This window comes from Klebsiella sp. HMSC25G12, assembly GCF_001807705.1.
GTDB lineage: Bacteria > Pseudomonadota > Gammaproteobacteria > Enterobacterales > Enterobacteriaceae > Klebsiella > Klebsiella variicola.
In genome coordinates, this window is record NZ_KV789891.1 from 74931 (window position 1) to 88101 (window position 13171).

Annotated in this window: 14 protein-coding genes; 9 read left to right on the forward strand and 5 right to left on the reverse strand. The window is 60.1% G+C overall.

The genetic code is table 11. The annotated features are described in order from the left end of the window. Window positions 1-14 precede the first annotated feature (14 nt). On the reverse strand, window positions 15-2444 hold the full coding sequence (gene hrpB, locus HMPREF3096_RS13710; protein WP_032731626.1) for an ATP-dependent helicase HrpB: 2430 nt from the start codon (window positions 2442-2444) through the stop codon (window positions 15-17). Window positions 2445-2516: 72 nt separating this feature from the next. Here hrpB and thpR point away from each other — a divergent pair, with 72 nt between their 5' ends. The 9 genes from thpR to panD all read left to right on the forward strand — a co-directional run bounded on the left by thpR (window position 2517) and on the right by panD (window position 9512). After that, window positions 2517-3053 carry an RNA 2',3'-cyclic phosphodiesterase gene (gene thpR / locus HMPREF3096_RS13715; RefSeq protein WP_008807387.1) on the forward strand — a complete coding sequence of 179 codons (537 nt, stop codon included), beginning with the start codon at window positions 2517-2519 and terminating at the stop codon, window positions 3051-3053. Next, complete coding sequence (sfsA, locus tag HMPREF3096_RS13720; RefSeq protein ID WP_022066362.1) at window positions 3053-3769, forward strand: DNA/RNA nuclease SfsA; 717 nt, start codon at window positions 3053-3055, stop codon at window positions 3767-3769. Before thpR ends, sfsA begins: the two co-directional genes overlap by 1 nt. Window positions 3770-3931: 162 nt before the next feature. Then, window positions 3932-4387 carry an RNA polymerase-binding protein DksA gene (gene dksA, locus HMPREF3096_RS13725; protein WP_007749299.1) on the forward strand — a complete coding sequence of 152 codons (456 nt, stop codon included), beginning with the start codon at window positions 3932-3934 and terminating at the stop codon, window positions 4385-4387. A 59-nt stretch (window positions 4388-4446) separates the two neighbouring features. Then, window positions 4447-5328, forward strand: a complete 882-nt coding sequence (gene gluQRS / locus HMPREF3096_RS13730; RefSeq protein ID WP_008807390.1) for a tRNA glutamyl-Q(34) synthetase GluQRS — start codon at window positions 4447-4449, stop codon at window positions 5326-5328. 62 nt (window positions 5329-5390) lie between these two features. Further along, on the forward strand, window positions 5391-6785 hold the full coding sequence (pcnB, locus tag HMPREF3096_RS13735; RefSeq protein ID WP_071582539.1) for a polynucleotide adenylyltransferase PcnB: 1395 nt from the start codon (window positions 5391-5393) through the stop codon (window positions 6783-6785). Beyond that, on the forward strand, window positions 6782-7261 hold the full coding sequence (gene folK / locus HMPREF3096_RS13740) for a 2-amino-4-hydroxy-6-hydroxymethyldihydropteridine diphosphokinase (protein ID WP_012542831.1): 480 nt from the start codon (window positions 6782-6784) through the stop codon (window positions 7259-7261). Before pcnB ends, folK begins: the two co-directional genes overlap by 4 nt. Window positions 7262-7380: 119 nt before the next feature. Continuing rightward, window positions 7381-8172, forward strand: a complete 792-nt coding sequence (panB, locus tag HMPREF3096_RS13745; protein WP_012542832.1) for a 3-methyl-2-oxobutanoate hydroxymethyltransferase — start codon at window positions 7381-7383, stop codon at window positions 8170-8172. 11 nt (window positions 8173-8183) lie between these two features. Next, complete coding sequence (gene panC, locus HMPREF3096_RS13750; RefSeq protein WP_022066363.1) at window positions 8184-9038, forward strand: pantoate--beta-alanine ligase; 855 nt, start codon at window positions 8184-8186, stop codon at window positions 9036-9038. 93 nt (window positions 9039-9131) lie between these two features. Beyond that, entirely contained in the window at window positions 9132-9512 is a 381-nt protein-coding gene (gene panD / locus HMPREF3096_RS13755; RefSeq protein ID WP_004204397.1) for an aspartate 1-decarboxylase, read from the forward strand. 35 nt (window positions 9513-9547) lie between these two features. Here panD and HMPREF3096_RS13760 read toward each other — a convergent pair whose 3' ends face one another. The 4 genes from HMPREF3096_RS13760 to HMPREF3096_RS13775 all read right to left on the reverse strand — a co-directional run bounded on the left by HMPREF3096_RS13760 (window position 9548) and on the right by HMPREF3096_RS13775 (window position 13116). Further along, window positions 9548-10801: a polysaccharide deacetylase family protein gene (locus HMPREF3096_RS13760; protein ID WP_032731625.1), complete on the reverse strand. Its 1254-nt coding sequence runs from the start codon at window positions 10799-10801 to the stop codon at window positions 9548-9550. 58 nt (window positions 10802-10859) lie between these two features. Then, window positions 10860-11300 (reverse strand): PTS sugar transporter subunit IIA, encoded by a 441-nt coding sequence (locus tag HMPREF3096_RS13765; protein ID WP_008807397.1) that lies wholly within the window; start codon window positions 11298-11300, stop codon window positions 10860-10862. Between the two features lie 122 nt (window positions 11301-11422). Continuing rightward, window positions 11423-12193, reverse strand: a complete 771-nt coding sequence (locus HMPREF3096_RS13770; RefSeq protein WP_008807398.1) for an ABC transporter permease — start codon at window positions 12191-12193, stop codon at window positions 11423-11425. Then, window positions 12190-13116 carry an ABC transporter ATP-binding protein gene (locus HMPREF3096_RS13775; protein ID WP_008807399.1) on the reverse strand — a complete coding sequence of 309 codons (927 nt, stop codon included), beginning with the start codon at window positions 13114-13116 and terminating at the stop codon, window positions 12190-12192. Before HMPREF3096_RS13775 ends, HMPREF3096_RS13770 begins: the two co-directional genes overlap by 4 nt. Window positions 13117-13171: the final 55 nt, after the last annotated feature.

Consider the following 13171-nt stretch of genomic DNA (forward strand, 5'->3'; position numbering starts at 1 on the left):
GCCCGGCCAGACGGCTACGAATATTTTTTGCTGCGCCGGGTCGGGGCGGTGTTGGCCGGATCGTCCGGCCAGACGTGTTTCGGGTAGCGTCCCTTCATCTCTTTTTGCACCTCGCGGTAGCTTCCCTGCCAGAAGGCGCTCAGATCGCGGGTGATCTGCAGCGGACGCTGGGCGGGCGACAGCAGCTCCAGCACCAGCGGCACCCGCCCCTCGGCGATAACCGGCGTCGTGGCCTCGCCGAACATCTCCTGCATACGTACCGCCAGCGCTGGCGGGTTCTCCGCATGGTAACGGATCGCCAGACGGCTGCCGGTCGGCACGGTATAGTGCGTCGGCAGCTCGCGATCCAGCTTCTGGCGCAGCGGCCACGGCAGCCAGTCCTGTAGCGCCTGACGCAGATCCAGTGCCTTCAGCGCCCGCAGCGAGTGAACGCCGTTCATCTGCGGCAGCAGCCATGCCTCCAGCGAGGCCAACAGCGAAGCGTCATCCACCGCGGGCCACGCCTCTTCCGGCAACCACTGCGCCGCACACTGCAGCCGCAGTCGCAGCTGCTCAGCCTCTGGCGTCCAGTTGAGCACACCGAGGCCTTTCTCACGAATACCGTTGAGCATCGCCTGATGCAGCTCCGCCTCAGAGGGCTTCGCCAGCGGCTGGGTCTTGATCACCAACTGGCCTATCACCGTCCGCCGCCAGGCTTTCAGCGTCCCCTGCGCTTCATCCCACTCCACCGTGTCGGAACGCTGCGCCAGCTCGGGACGGGCGGCGATCAGCTCGCCGATATCCACTGGCAGAGCCAACAGCATGCGGGCATCCGGCGAGGCGCTGCCCTGCAGCAGCAGCGGAGCGATCAGCCACTCATGGCGGCCCAGCGCGTCGTCGGCGTCCAGCATCGCGCCCATGCCGTTCGCCAGCTGGTAGCGCCCCTCCTGACCGCGGCGTCGGGCGATGCGATCGGCGAAGGCCGACGCCAGCAACCCCGCCATTCCTTCGGCATCGGGCTGGCCGCCGCGGCGGGCCAGACGCTTCATCAGCTGCTGCGCCCGCTGCTGCCAGTTGGTCTGCTGACGGGAAAAGACGGCGCCCAAATCCACCAGCCCGCCGCGCGGAGGCTCCTCAAGGATCGCCGCCAGCCTGGCCGCCGTCGCCGCCTCGTCATCGGTCTGCGCGGCGGCCAGCATCGCCGCCAGCCGGGGCTCGTTGCCGAGGGTCGCCATTTTGCGGCCAAACGCCGACAGCCGCTCGCCGTCCAGCGCCGAGAGCGCCGCCAGCAGGCGGCGCGCGGCGGCCAGGTTCACCGCGGGCGGCTGATCCAGCCAGGCCAGCGCGGCCGGATCGTGGCAGCCCCACTGCAGCAGCTCCAGCAGTAGCGCCGACAGATCGCTGTGCAGGATCTCCGGTTCGCTCTGCGCCGCCGCCCGTTCCGCCTGTTCTTTGCCGAGCAAATGCAGGCAGATCCCCGGAGAGAGACGACCGGCGCGTCCGGCACGCTGCGTCATCGATGCCTGGCTGATGCGCTGCGTCACCAGCCGGGTCAGGCCGGTGCGCGGGTCAAAGCGGGCGACCCGCTCCTGGGCGCTGTCGACCACCAGGCGGATCCCCTCGATGGTCAGACTGGTCTCGGCGATATTGGTGGCCAGCACCACTTTGCGCTTCCCGGCCGGCGCCGGGAGGATCGCTTTGCGCTGCTCGCTTAGGGGCAGCGCGCCGTACAGCGGGCAGAGGATGACATTCTCCGCCACGCGCTCCGTCAGCTGTTCCTGAACGCGCTGGATCTCACCGACGCCGGGCAGAAACAGCAGCATCGATCCCTGCTCGTGTCGCAACAGCTCCGCTGCCGCCACCGCCACCGCCTCATCAAAGCGCTGGTGCGTGGGAAGCGGGTTGAAACGGCGCTCCACCGGATAAGCGCGTCCCTCCGAGACCACCACTGGCGCCTCAGGCAGCAGACGCTGCAGGCGATCGTTATCGAGGGTCGCCGACATGATCAGCAGCTTGAGATCGTCACGCAATCCCTGCTGGACGTCGAGCAGCAAGGCCAGCGCCAGATCCGCCTGCAGGCTACGCTCGTGAAACTCATCGAGGATCACCAGCCCCACGCCCGCCAGCTCCGGATCGCGCTGGATCATGCGCGTCAGGATCCCCTCCGTAACCACCTCCAGGCGGGTCTGCGGCCCGACGCAGGTTTCGGCGCGCATGCGGTAACCCACGGTCTCCCCCGGCTTTTCGCCAAGCAGTTCAGCCAGCCGCTGCGCGACATTACGCGCCGCCAGGCGCCTCGGCTCCAGCAGGATAATGCGTCCCGCGATGTTGCCCTCGGCGAGGATCTGCAGCGGCAGCCAGGTCGATTTCCCGGCGCCGGTCGGCGCGTTGAGCAAAACCTGCGGCGCGTGCTGCAGGGCGGATAACAGTTCTGGGAGGACGGCGGCAACCGGCAATGAGGACACAAAAGGCTCCGGGGGTTAACATTCAGGGGCTCGCATTGTAGCATCCCCCTAATTCATTACCGAGTCTCTATCATGTCTGAGCCGAAAAGGCTGTTTTTTGCGCTTGAACTGCCGTCTGCCGTCCAGAAACAGATCGTCCAGTGGCGGGCAAGCCACTTCCCCGAGGATGCCGGCAGGCCCGTCGCGGCGGATAACCTCCATCTGACGCTGGCGTTTCTCGGCGAGGTGAGCGCGGAAAAACAGCGGGCGCTGGCCGCCCTCGCTGGCCGGCTGCGCCAGCCGGGCTTTACCCTGACACTGGACGATGCCGGACAGTGGCTGCGCTCGCGGGTGGTCTGGCTCGGGACCCGTCAGCCGCCGCGCGGCCTGCTGCAGCTCGCCAGTATGCTGCGCGCTCAGGCGGCGCGCAGCGGCTGCTATCAGAGCCCGCAGCCGTTTCATCCGCATATTACCCTGTGGCGCGATGCCCGCCAGGCGGTGCCGATCCCGGCTCCCGGCTTTCACTGGTCGTTTCCGGTGAACGAGTTCGTGCTTTATGAGTCCAGCTTCGGCCGGGGGCGCACGCGCTACACGGCGCTGGAACGTTATCCGTTTCATAAGGAAAGTTGATGCAGTTTGATCCGCCGTTACAGCCCGCTATTTTGCTTAAACGTTACAAACGATTTCTTGCTGACGTGATTACCCCCGATGGCCGTGAGCTGACGCTTCACTGCCCCAATACCGGCGCAATGACCGGTTGCGCCGCCCCGGGCGACACCGTCTGGTATTCCACTTCTGACAATGCGAAGCGCAAATATGCCCACACCTGGGAATTAACTGAAACGCAGCAGGGCGCGGTTATTTGCGTCAATACGCTGCGCGCGAATTCGCTGGCAAAAGAGGCGATTTCCGCCGGAATAATCCCTGAGCTTTCCGGCTATAACCAGCTGAAAAGCGAAGTGAAATATGGCGAAGAGAATAGCCGTATCGATATTATGTTACAGGCAGATGACCGACAAAACTGCTATATTGAAGTGAAATCGGTTACGTTGGCGGAGAAAGAATACGGTTATTTTCCCGATGCGGTGACCACGCGCGGTCAGAAGCACCTGCGGGAGCTGATGGCCGTCGCGGCAAATGGCGACCGTGCGGTGATTTTATTTGCCGTTTTGCATTCGGCAATTGACCGTTTCTCTCCCGCGCATCATATTGATGCCAGATACGCACAGCTGTTAACAGAAGCCCGCGACAAGGGGGTGGAAATTCTCGCCTGGAAGGCGGAACTTTCTACGACGAAGATGACTCTGAATAAGCCGATTGCCGTGGTGTTAAACCCCGGGAAATAAGTGGCTAAATAGTGTTCGGGTCGCAAGCGCGAATACGCTTTTCTTCACAGGGTTGTCAAGTGTAACGTTTAGATAATTGCTATCCGGAAAAGCATCTGCTATTTATAGCGGCCTGATTTTCCCCCACATGGGGATCGATAGTGCGTGTTAAGGAGAAGCAACATGCAAGAAGGGCAAAACCGTAAAACATCGTCCCTGAGTATTCTCGCCATCGCTGGGGTGGAGCCGTACCAAGAGAAACCGGGCGAAGAGTATATGAACGAAGCCCAGCTGGCGCACTTCAAGCGTATTCTTGAAGCATGGCGTAATCAACTCAGGGATGAAGTGGATCGCACCGTAACGCACATGCAGGATGAAGCTGCCAACTTCCCGGATCCGGTAGACCGTGCCGCCCAGGAAGAAGAGTTCAGCCTGGAACTGCGTAACCGCGACCGCGAACGTAAACTGATCAAAAAGATCGAGAAAACGCTGAAAAAAGTTGAAGATGAAGACTTCGGCTACTGCGAATCCTGCGGCGTGGAGATCGGCATTCGCCGTCTGGAAGCGCGTCCGACTGCGGATCTGTGCATTGACTGCAAAACCCTGGCGGAAATTCGCGAAAAACAGATGGCGGGCTAATCCCCTGCTGCCTCACTCTCTGGCGGGAGTCTCTCCCGCCTGGTTCTGTTGTCCGTAACATGACTGACTCACGCTATATTGGGCGCTTTGCTCCCTCCCCCTCCGGTGAACTCCACTTCGGCTCTTTGATTGCCGCGCTCGGCAGCTACCTGCAAGCCCGCGCGAACCAGGGTATCTGGCGCGTTCGTATTGAAGATATCGACCCGCCGCGCGAAGTCCCCGGGGCCGCCGACACCATTCTGCGCCAGCTTGACCACTACGGTCTGCACTGGGACGGCGACGTGCTCTGGCAGTCGCAACGACATGAAGCTTACCGCGAGGCGCTGGCCTGGCTGGGTGAACAAGGGCTGAGCTATTACTGCACCTGCACCCGCGCGCGGATCCATGCCGTAGGCGGGATCTACGATGGTCACTGCCGCGACCTCGGGCTGGGGGCGGAAAACGCCGCGCTGCGCCTGCGCCAGACCCGTCCGGTGCTGCAGTTCACCGATCGCCTGCGCGGCACGCTGGTCGCCAACGAGCCGCTGGCGCGCGAGGATTTTATTATCCACCGTCGCGACGGCCTGTTTGCCTACAATCTGGCGGTGGTGGTTGATGACCACTTTCAGGGGATCACCGAGATCGTCCGCGGCGCTGACCTGATTGAGCCGACGGTCCGGCAGATTTCACTGTATCAGCATTTTGGCTGGCAGGCGCCGGACTACCTCCATCTGCCGCTGGCCCTCAATGCTGACGGGAATAAACTCTCTAAACAAAACCACGCACCGGCGCTGCCGGAAGGCGATCCGCGCCCCGAAATTGTCCGGGCGCTCCGGTTTCTTAATCAGGACATCGCCCAGGACTGGCAAGCCCTGAGCATGGACGATTTACTCAGTCAGGCCGTCGCCAACTGGCAGCCCGCAAAAATCGAGCATTCTCAAATGGCTCCCGCTGAGCTATGATTAGCCGCTATTTTTATACTGTACAGTTGATCTGAAGTCCGTCTGACACTACGAGGTGCACCATTTTTACCCGAGTCGCTAATTTTTGCCGTAAGGTGCTAAGCCGTGAGGAGCGCGAGGCAGAAGCCGCCGTCGAACCCATGCCTATGACGGTGATCCCGCGTGAGCAGCATGCTATTTCCCGCAAAGATATCAGTGAAAACGCCCTCAAGGTCATGTACCGCCTCAACAAGGCAGGCTACGAATCCTGGCTGGTCGGCGGCGGTGTCCGCGACCTGCTGCTTGGCAAAAAGCCGAAAGATTTTGACGTCACCACCAACGCCACACCGGATCAGGTGCGCAAGCTGTTCCGCAACTGCCGTCTGGTCGGGCGACGTTTCCGCCTGGCGCACGTCATGTTCGGGCCGGAAATCATTGAAGTGGCCACCTTCCGCGGCCACCACGAAGGGCACACCACCGATCGCGTGACCTCCCAGCAGGGCCAGAATGGCATGCTGCTGCGGGATAACATCTTCGGCTCGATCGAAGAGGATGCCCAGCGTCGCGACTTCACCATCAATAGCCTTTATTACAGCGTGGCTGACTTTACCGTTCGCGACTACGTCGGCGGCATGAAGGATCTGCAGGACGGCGTGATCCGCCTGATCGGCAATCCGGAAACCCGCTATCGCGAAGATCCGGTACGCATGCTGCGCGCGGTGCGCTTTGCCGCCAAGCTGGATATGCGTATCAGCCCGGAAACGGCTGAACCACTGCCGCGCCTGGCCACCCTGCTCCACGACGTGCCGCCGGCACGCCTGTTCGAAGAGGTGCTTAAGCTGCTGCAGGCCGGGTATGGCTACCAGACCTACATGCTGCTGCGCGAATACAACCTGTTCCAGCCGCTGTTCCCGACCATCACCCGCTACTTTACCGAGCGCGGCGACAGCCCGATGGAGCGGATCATCAGCCAGGTGCTGAAGAACACCGATAACCGCATTCATAACGACATGCGCGTCAATCCGGCCTTCCTCTTCGCGGTGATGTTCTGGTATCCGCTGCTGGAGACGGCGCAAAAAATCGCCCAGGAGAGCGGCCTGGCGTACTACGACGCCTTCGCTCTGGCGATGAACGATGTCCTGGACGAAGCCTGCCGTACGCTGGCGATCCCTAAACGCATCACTACCCTTATTCGTGATATCTGGCAGCTGCAGCTGCGCATGTCCCGTCGCCAGGGCAAACGCGCCTGGAAACTGATGGAGCATCCGAAATTCCGTGCCGCCTACGATCTGCTGGAGCTGCGCGCCGGGGCGGAAAACAACAGCGAACTGCAGCGTCTGACCAAATGGTGGGGCGAATTCCAGGTCGCCGCGCCGCCGGAACAAAAAGACATGCTCAACGACCTCGGGGACGATCCGGCGCCACGCCGTCGCCACCGTCGTCCGCGCAAACGCGCGCCGCGTCAGGGTAACGCATGACCCTGGTCTATATCGCGCTTGGCAGTAACCTTGCTTCTCCGCTGGAGCAGGTGCAGGCAGCCATCCGCGCGCTGGGCGATATTCCGCACAGCCGCGTGGTGAACGTCTCTTCGTTCTACCGCACGCCGCCGCTGGGCCCGCAGGATCAGCCGGACTATCTCAACGCCGCCGTCGCGCTGGAAACCACCCTGGCGCCCGATGCGCTGCTCGATCACACTCAGCGCATCGAGCTGCAGCAGGGTCGGGTGCGCAAAGCTGAACGCTGGGGACCGCGCACGCTCGACCTCGACATCATGCTGTTTGGCGATGAGGTCATCAATAGCCCGCGCCTGACCGTTCCGCACTATGATATGAAAAACCGCGGCTTTATGCTCTGGCCGCTGTTCGAGATCGCTCCGGATCTCCATTTTCCTGACGGCCCTGCGCTGCGCGCCGTGCTGGATGATCTGGGCGCGGAAAAACCCGCGAGCTGGTAATCCCCTCTCCTTTTTTAGCATTTGCGGCGATCGTCGTAATCGGTTGCCCAAAATCATTGCCCCTCTGAATGCTGCTGTTAGAATGCCGGTTAATATGACTTTCATCATCAGGAAATGTTATGAAACCGACCACCATTGCCCTGCTGCAGAAATGCAAACAGGAAAAGAAGCGCTTTGCCACCATTACCGCCTACGACCATAGCTTCGCGAAGCTGTTCGCCGATGAAGGCATTAATGTGCTGCTGGTGGGCGATTCCCTGGGAATGACGGTACAGGGTCACGACTCCACCCTGCCGGTCACCGTGGAAGATATCGCCTATCACACCCGCGCCGTCCGCCGCGGTGCGCCGAACAGCCTGCTGCTTGCCGACCTGCCGTTCATGGCCTACGCCACCCCCGAACAGACCTTCGAAAATGCGGCCATCGTGATGCGCGCTGGCGCCAATATGGTCAAACTCGAAGGCGGCGCCTGGCTGGCCGATACCGTGAAGATGCTGGCGGAACGCGCGGTGCCGGTTTGCGGCCACCTCGGCCTCACGCCGCAGTCGGTAAACGTATTCGGCGGGTATAAAGTGCAGGGGCGCGGCGATGCAGCGCAGACCCTGTTTGACGACGCATTAGCGCTGGAAGCGGCTGGCGCGCAGCTGCTGGTGCTGGAGTGCGTCCCGGTAGAACTGGCGAAACGCATTACCGACGCCCTGACCATTCCAGTGATCGGCATCGGCGCGGGCAACGTCACCGACGGGCAGATCCTGGTGATGCATGACGCATTCGGGATCACCGGCGGCCACATCCCTAAATTCGCCAAGAATTTCCTTGCCGAAGCGGGCGACATCCGCGCCGCGGTACGGCAGTATATTGCCGAAGTTGAATCCGGGGTCTATCCGGGCGAAGAACACAGTTTCCATTAAGGAGTCTTGTTGTGCTGATTATTGAATCCGTGCTGCTGCTGCGTCAGCATATCCGCCGTCTGCGTCAGGAAGGTAAGCGTATCGCGCTGGTTCCGACGATGGGCAACCTGCATGATGGTCATATGAAGCTGGTTGATGAGGCTAAAGCCAGCGCGGACGTGGTGGTGGTCAGTATTTTCGTCAATCCGATGCAGTTTGACCGCGCCGACGACCTGGCGCGCTATCCGCGTACCCTGCAGGATGATTGCGAAAAGCTGAACAAGCGCCATGTCGACTTTGTCTTCGCGCCGACGCCGGCGGAAGTCTACCCGCAGGGCACCGAAGGCCAGACCTACGTCGACGTCCCAGGCCTGTCCACTATGCTGGAAGGCGCCAGCCGCCCGGGCCACTTCCGCGGCGTGTCGACCATCGTCAGTAAGCTGTTCAATCTGGTTCAGCCGGACGTCGCCTGCTTCGGCGAGAAAGACTTTCAGCAGCTGGCGCTGATCCGCAAGATGGTCGCCGACATGGGCTACGATATCGAGATTATCGGCGTGCCGATCGTCCGCGCGAAAGATGGCCTGGCGCTGAGCTCGCGTAACGGCTACCTGACCGCCGACCAGCGCAAAATCGCTCCCGGCCTCTACAAGGTGCTGAGCGCGGTGGCGGAAAAACTGGTCGCCGGCGATCGCCAGCTCGATGAGATCATCGCTATCGCTGAACAGGAGCTGAATGAAAAAGGCTTCCGCGCCGACGACATTCAGATCCGCGATGCCGACACCCTGCTTGAGCTGACGGATGCCAGCCAGCGCGCGGTGATCCTGATGGCCGCCTGGCTGGGTCAGGCCCGCCTGATCGACAACCAGATCGTCACGCTCGGTCAGTAGACAGCGGGTAAAAATCGGGCAATACTTGCCCGGGCTTTTCTCAGGGCGGACGACCTGTCCGCTCTGCTACATTAAGGTTGAAGGGTAGAAGTTATGATGCGTAATATGCTGCAGGGCAAGCTCCACCGCGTAAAAGTCACGCAGGCTGACCTGCACTATGAAGGTTCATGCGCCATTGACCAGGATTTCCTGGATGCGGCCGGTATTCTGGAGAATGAAACCATTCACCTCTGGAACGTCACCAACGGCAACCGTTTCTCCACCTACGCCATTGCCGCCGAGCGGGGCTCCAGAATCATCTCCGTCAACGGCGCCGCCGCGCACTGCGCCAGCGTCGGCGATATCCTGATCATCGCCAGCTTCGTCACCATGTCGGACGAAGAGGCGCGCCGCTGGCAGCCCAACATCGCCTACTTCGAAGGCGACAATGAAATGAAGCGCCAGGCGAAAGCCATTCCGGTGCAGGTCGCCTGATGACCGCGGCGCTGCGCTCAGGCACAGCGCCGGTATTACCCCTGCGGCTGGTTACTGATCAGCCGCGACATCGTCTCCAGCGAATCCGTGCGTAAGATATATAACCGCTTTAGCAGAAACGGATTGTCCCCCGGCTTCACCTTCCCACGCACCGTCGTCACCGCCATATGAAACCCGGCGTCATTCGCCGCCTGCACCGCCGTGGCGTTATAGCCGCCGAAGGGATAGGAAAGGTAGAGAACATGCGGATTAAACTGGCTGAGCGCCCGGCGCGAGCGGGCGAAATCAAACAGAATATTATGGTAATTGCGGCTGAATAAAATCGGCCGGCGGCCGGCGTCAACCCGATGCAGGAAGTGGGTATGCGACTGAATATCAAAAACATCCTGGATCTGCCGGAGCTCAGAAATACTCATGAACTGCAGCGATTTCGGATCCCATTTCTGCGGATGGCGCTTAATACGCGAGGAGATAATAAACGCGGTGGCATGAAAACCGTACTGCTTTAGTACCGGATAGGCGTAACGGTTTACCGATTTCAGGCCGTCATCGAAGGTGATGACCACTGCCCGCGCCGGAAGGTTGATTTTATTACGCACATAGCCTTCCAGCTGATACAGGGTCAGCGTGGTATAGCCCTGATCGCGCAGCCAGGTCATCTGGTTGTTGAAGGCGCGTACCGAGGTCGTGGTCGAGGTATGGCGGAAACGGGTGTTCTCTTCGTCGCGCAGAATGTGATGATAGGTCAGTACGGGAATACCATTATCTTCCTGTGCATCCAGACTGCTGACCCACGCCAGCCGGTCGCCAATGCGGATCTGAAACCAGGTCTGATTGAGCCGGTCTTTTAGCTTGCTGAGGATCGGATAGCGCAGGTTAGTGGCCAGCGTACCAAACGGCACGCTGCTCACGGCGGGTGTGTTGTAGAGCGGCGTATCTTTCCAGGTGAGCAAACTCTGGTTACTCAACGGTTTATTGAGATCCCCCAGTCGGTCCTCCACTCGCTGCTTACCCTGTACCGGCTCGAGGTGGCCTTTATCAATAAACCCGGTGCCGAAGCCGAAGCGAAATTCATAATAGTCAGCCGCCGTCGGGACGACCGCGAGGATCTGCCCGGCACGCACATTGCCGACGCTGACCACATGATTCCCCACCTGCGCCCAGATGACCGCATCTTCGGTGGTCTGCATATAGTGTACAGGCTTGCCCTGCTGGCTAAGCAGACTGGCGGAAGCGCTGAGCGAGGTCAGTAAAAGAAGCAGCGTAAAAAATCGGGCAAGCATGCGCATCGAACCGGTAAACCATCAACGGCAGTTATTGTAACAAAAGCAGCATCTGTCACGCTGTTTAATTTCCGAAGGTATCATGGCGCAAGCGGAACGGGGGATTCTTCTGCTGCTGATGCCACAGGCTGCTCACCATCGGCCCGCCCGCGCTGACGATGGCCTGGCGAAACGCCTCGCTGCTTAACGTGTTCCGCAGCAGATACATTCGCTCAAGTAATGAATAGCTGACGCCGGAGATCACTTCGCAGTGGGTATGTTTGTGGCTCATCAGCGCCGCGGCCCGATAAGGCGCCGCGCCGGTTCTGTCGGTCAGGAAAATGACCCCGTCCCCGGAGTCGGTGGCATGCAGCGCATCGCACATCATCCGGCTCAACATATTACTGCTGAGATTGCGCCAGTAATTGACCGCCCGGCACTGGGCCAGCGGACCAAATTTTCGTTCAAGACGATCCAGCATCTCCTGCGCCAGCTCATCGTGGCAGGTAATGACCCAACCAAGCATGCTTCCCTCCTTAGCCAGCCAACAATGTAGCAAGGGGAGGATGACGTATCGGTGATGGCGGTCAAAGATAAGCGGTTAGCGCTTCGCGTATTGGCATCAGGAAGCGCTAACCGTGATGAACATCAGCTGCGCAGGCCGCGGCCGCGCTGGATTAACGACCAGCAAAGCAGATAGAAGGCGACGATGAAGACCACCAGCACCGCAAAGGTGGTCACCAGCGGCACATCGTTGATACCCAGGAAGCCGAAGCGGAAACCGCTGATCATGTAGACGATGGGATTCAGATGCGACAGCCCCTGCCAGAACGGCGGCAGCAGGGTCAGCGAGTAGAACACCCCGCCGAGGTAGGTCAGCGGCGTCAGCACAAAGGTCGGGATCAGGCTAATGTCGTCAAAGGTCTTGGCAAACACCGCGTTCAACAGGCCCGCCAGCGAGAACAGCACCGCGGTGAGGATCAGCGTCAGGGCGACAAACAGCCAGGAGTGAACCTGGAACGGCACAAAGAACAGTGATACCGCCGTCACCAGGATCCCCACGCACAGTCCGCGCGCCACGCCGCCGCCAACGTAGCCAGCGATGATCACATGCGTCGGCACCGGCGCCACCAGCAGCTCTTCAATATTGCGCTGAAACTTGGCGCTGAAGAACGACGAGGCGACATTGGCATAAGCGTTGGTGATCACCGCCATCATGATCAGGCCCGGCACGATAAACTGCATATAGGTAAAGCCGTGCATCTCGCCGATGCGCGACCCGATCAGGTTGCCGAAAATCACGAAGTACAGGGTCATGGTGATCACCGGCGGCACCAGCGTCTGGATCCAGATGCGCATAAAACGGTGGATCTCTTTGGTCCAGATGCTTTTCAGCGCGACCCAATAAAGCTGCATCATGCTGACTCTCCTTTTCGCTCATGCACCAGCGTGACAAACAGCTCTTCCAGACGGTTAGCTTTGTTACGCATACTCAGTACCTGCACCCCCTGGGCGCTCAGTTGGGCAAAGACGCTGTTAATCCCCTGCTCGCGCAGAACCTCGACTTCCAGCGTCGAGGTATCGACCAGTTGATACTGGTAGCCTTCGAGCTTCGGTACCGGGCTTTTTGGCGCGAGGTCAAGAATAAAGGTCTCTGACTTCAGCTTCGACAGCAGCGCTTTCATCGAGGTGTTTTCCACCAGCGCGCCGTGCTGGATGATGCCGATGTTGCGGCATAGCATTTCGGCCTCTTCGAGATAGTGGGTGGTCAGGATAATGGTGGTTCCGCGATCGTTCAGATCCTTAAGAAAGCCCCACATTGAGCGACGCAGTTCAATATCGACGCCAGCGGTCGGTTCGTCGAGGATCAGCAGCTTCGGCTCATGCATTAGCGCGCGGGCGATCATCAGGCGACGCTTCATCCCGCCGGAGAGCATCCGCGCGCGTTCGTTGCGTTTTTCCCACAGATCGAGCTGTTTTAGGTATTTTTCGCTGCGGGCGACAGCTTCTTTGCGTTCCACGCCGTAGTAGCCCGCCTGGTTAACGACAATCTGCTGCACGGTCTCGAACGGATTGAAGTTAAACTCCTGCGGCACCAGGCCAAGCTGGCGCTTGGCGTTGACGACGTCTTTTTCCAGATCGTAGCCAAAGACATTGACCTGACCGGAGGTTTTATTCACCAGCGAACTGATGATGCCGATAGTCGTGGATTTTCCGGCCCCGTTCGGCCCCAGCAGGGCATAGAAATCGCCTGCTTCAACCTGCAGGTCGATTCCCCGCAGCGCCTGAACCCCGCCGGGGTAGGTTTTTTTGAGCTGTTTTAATTCCAGAGCAATGGTCATTAAATATCTCTTCTCGTGTCGTGACACGTCATTAACCCGCCTGACTCACGTTTGC

What these genes read in the sequence shown, in the direction of transcription:
- HMPREF3096_RS13765 (WP_008807397.1), bottom strand. Translation starts at nt 11,300, where the DNA reads ATGCTTGGTTGGGTCATTACCTGCCACGATGAGCTGGCGCAGGAGATG.
- thpR (WP_008807387.1), top strand. Translation starts at nt 2,517, where the DNA reads ATGTCTGAGCCGAAAAGGCTGTTTTTTGCGCTTGAACTGCCGTCTGCC.
- gluQRS (WP_008807390.1), top strand. Translation starts at nt 4,447, where the DNA reads ATGACTGACTCACGCTATATTGGGCGCTTTGCTCCCTCCCCCTCCGGT.
- panB (WP_012542832.1), top strand. Translation starts at nt 7,381, where the DNA reads ATGAAACCGACCACCATTGCCCTGCTGCAGAAATGCAAACAGGAAAAG.
- dksA (WP_007749299.1), top strand. Translation starts at nt 3,932, where the DNA reads ATGCAAGAAGGGCAAAACCGTAAAACATCGTCCCTGAGTATTCTCGCC.
- HMPREF3096_RS13770 (WP_008807398.1), bottom strand. Translation starts at nt 12,193, where the DNA reads ATGATGCAGCTTTATTGGGTCGCGCTGAAAAGCATCTGGACCAAAGAG.
- HMPREF3096_RS13760 (WP_032731625.1), bottom strand. Translation starts at nt 10,801, where the DNA reads ATGCGCATGCTTGCCCGATTTTTTACGCTGCTTCTTTTACTGACCTCG.
- folK (WP_012542831.1), top strand. Translation starts at nt 6,782, where the DNA reads ATGACCCTGGTCTATATCGCGCTTGGCAGTAACCTTGCTTCTCCGCTG.
- sfsA (WP_022066362.1), top strand. Translation starts at nt 3,053, where the DNA reads ATGCAGTTTGATCCGCCGTTACAGCCCGCTATTTTGCTTAAACGTTAC.
- panD (WP_004204397.1), top strand. Translation starts at nt 9,132, where the DNA reads ATGATGCGTAATATGCTGCAGGGCAAGCTCCACCGCGTAAAAGTCACG.
- HMPREF3096_RS13775 (WP_008807399.1), bottom strand. Translation starts at nt 13,116, where the DNA reads ATGACCATTGCTCTGGAATTAAAACAGCTCAAAAAAACCTACCCCGGC.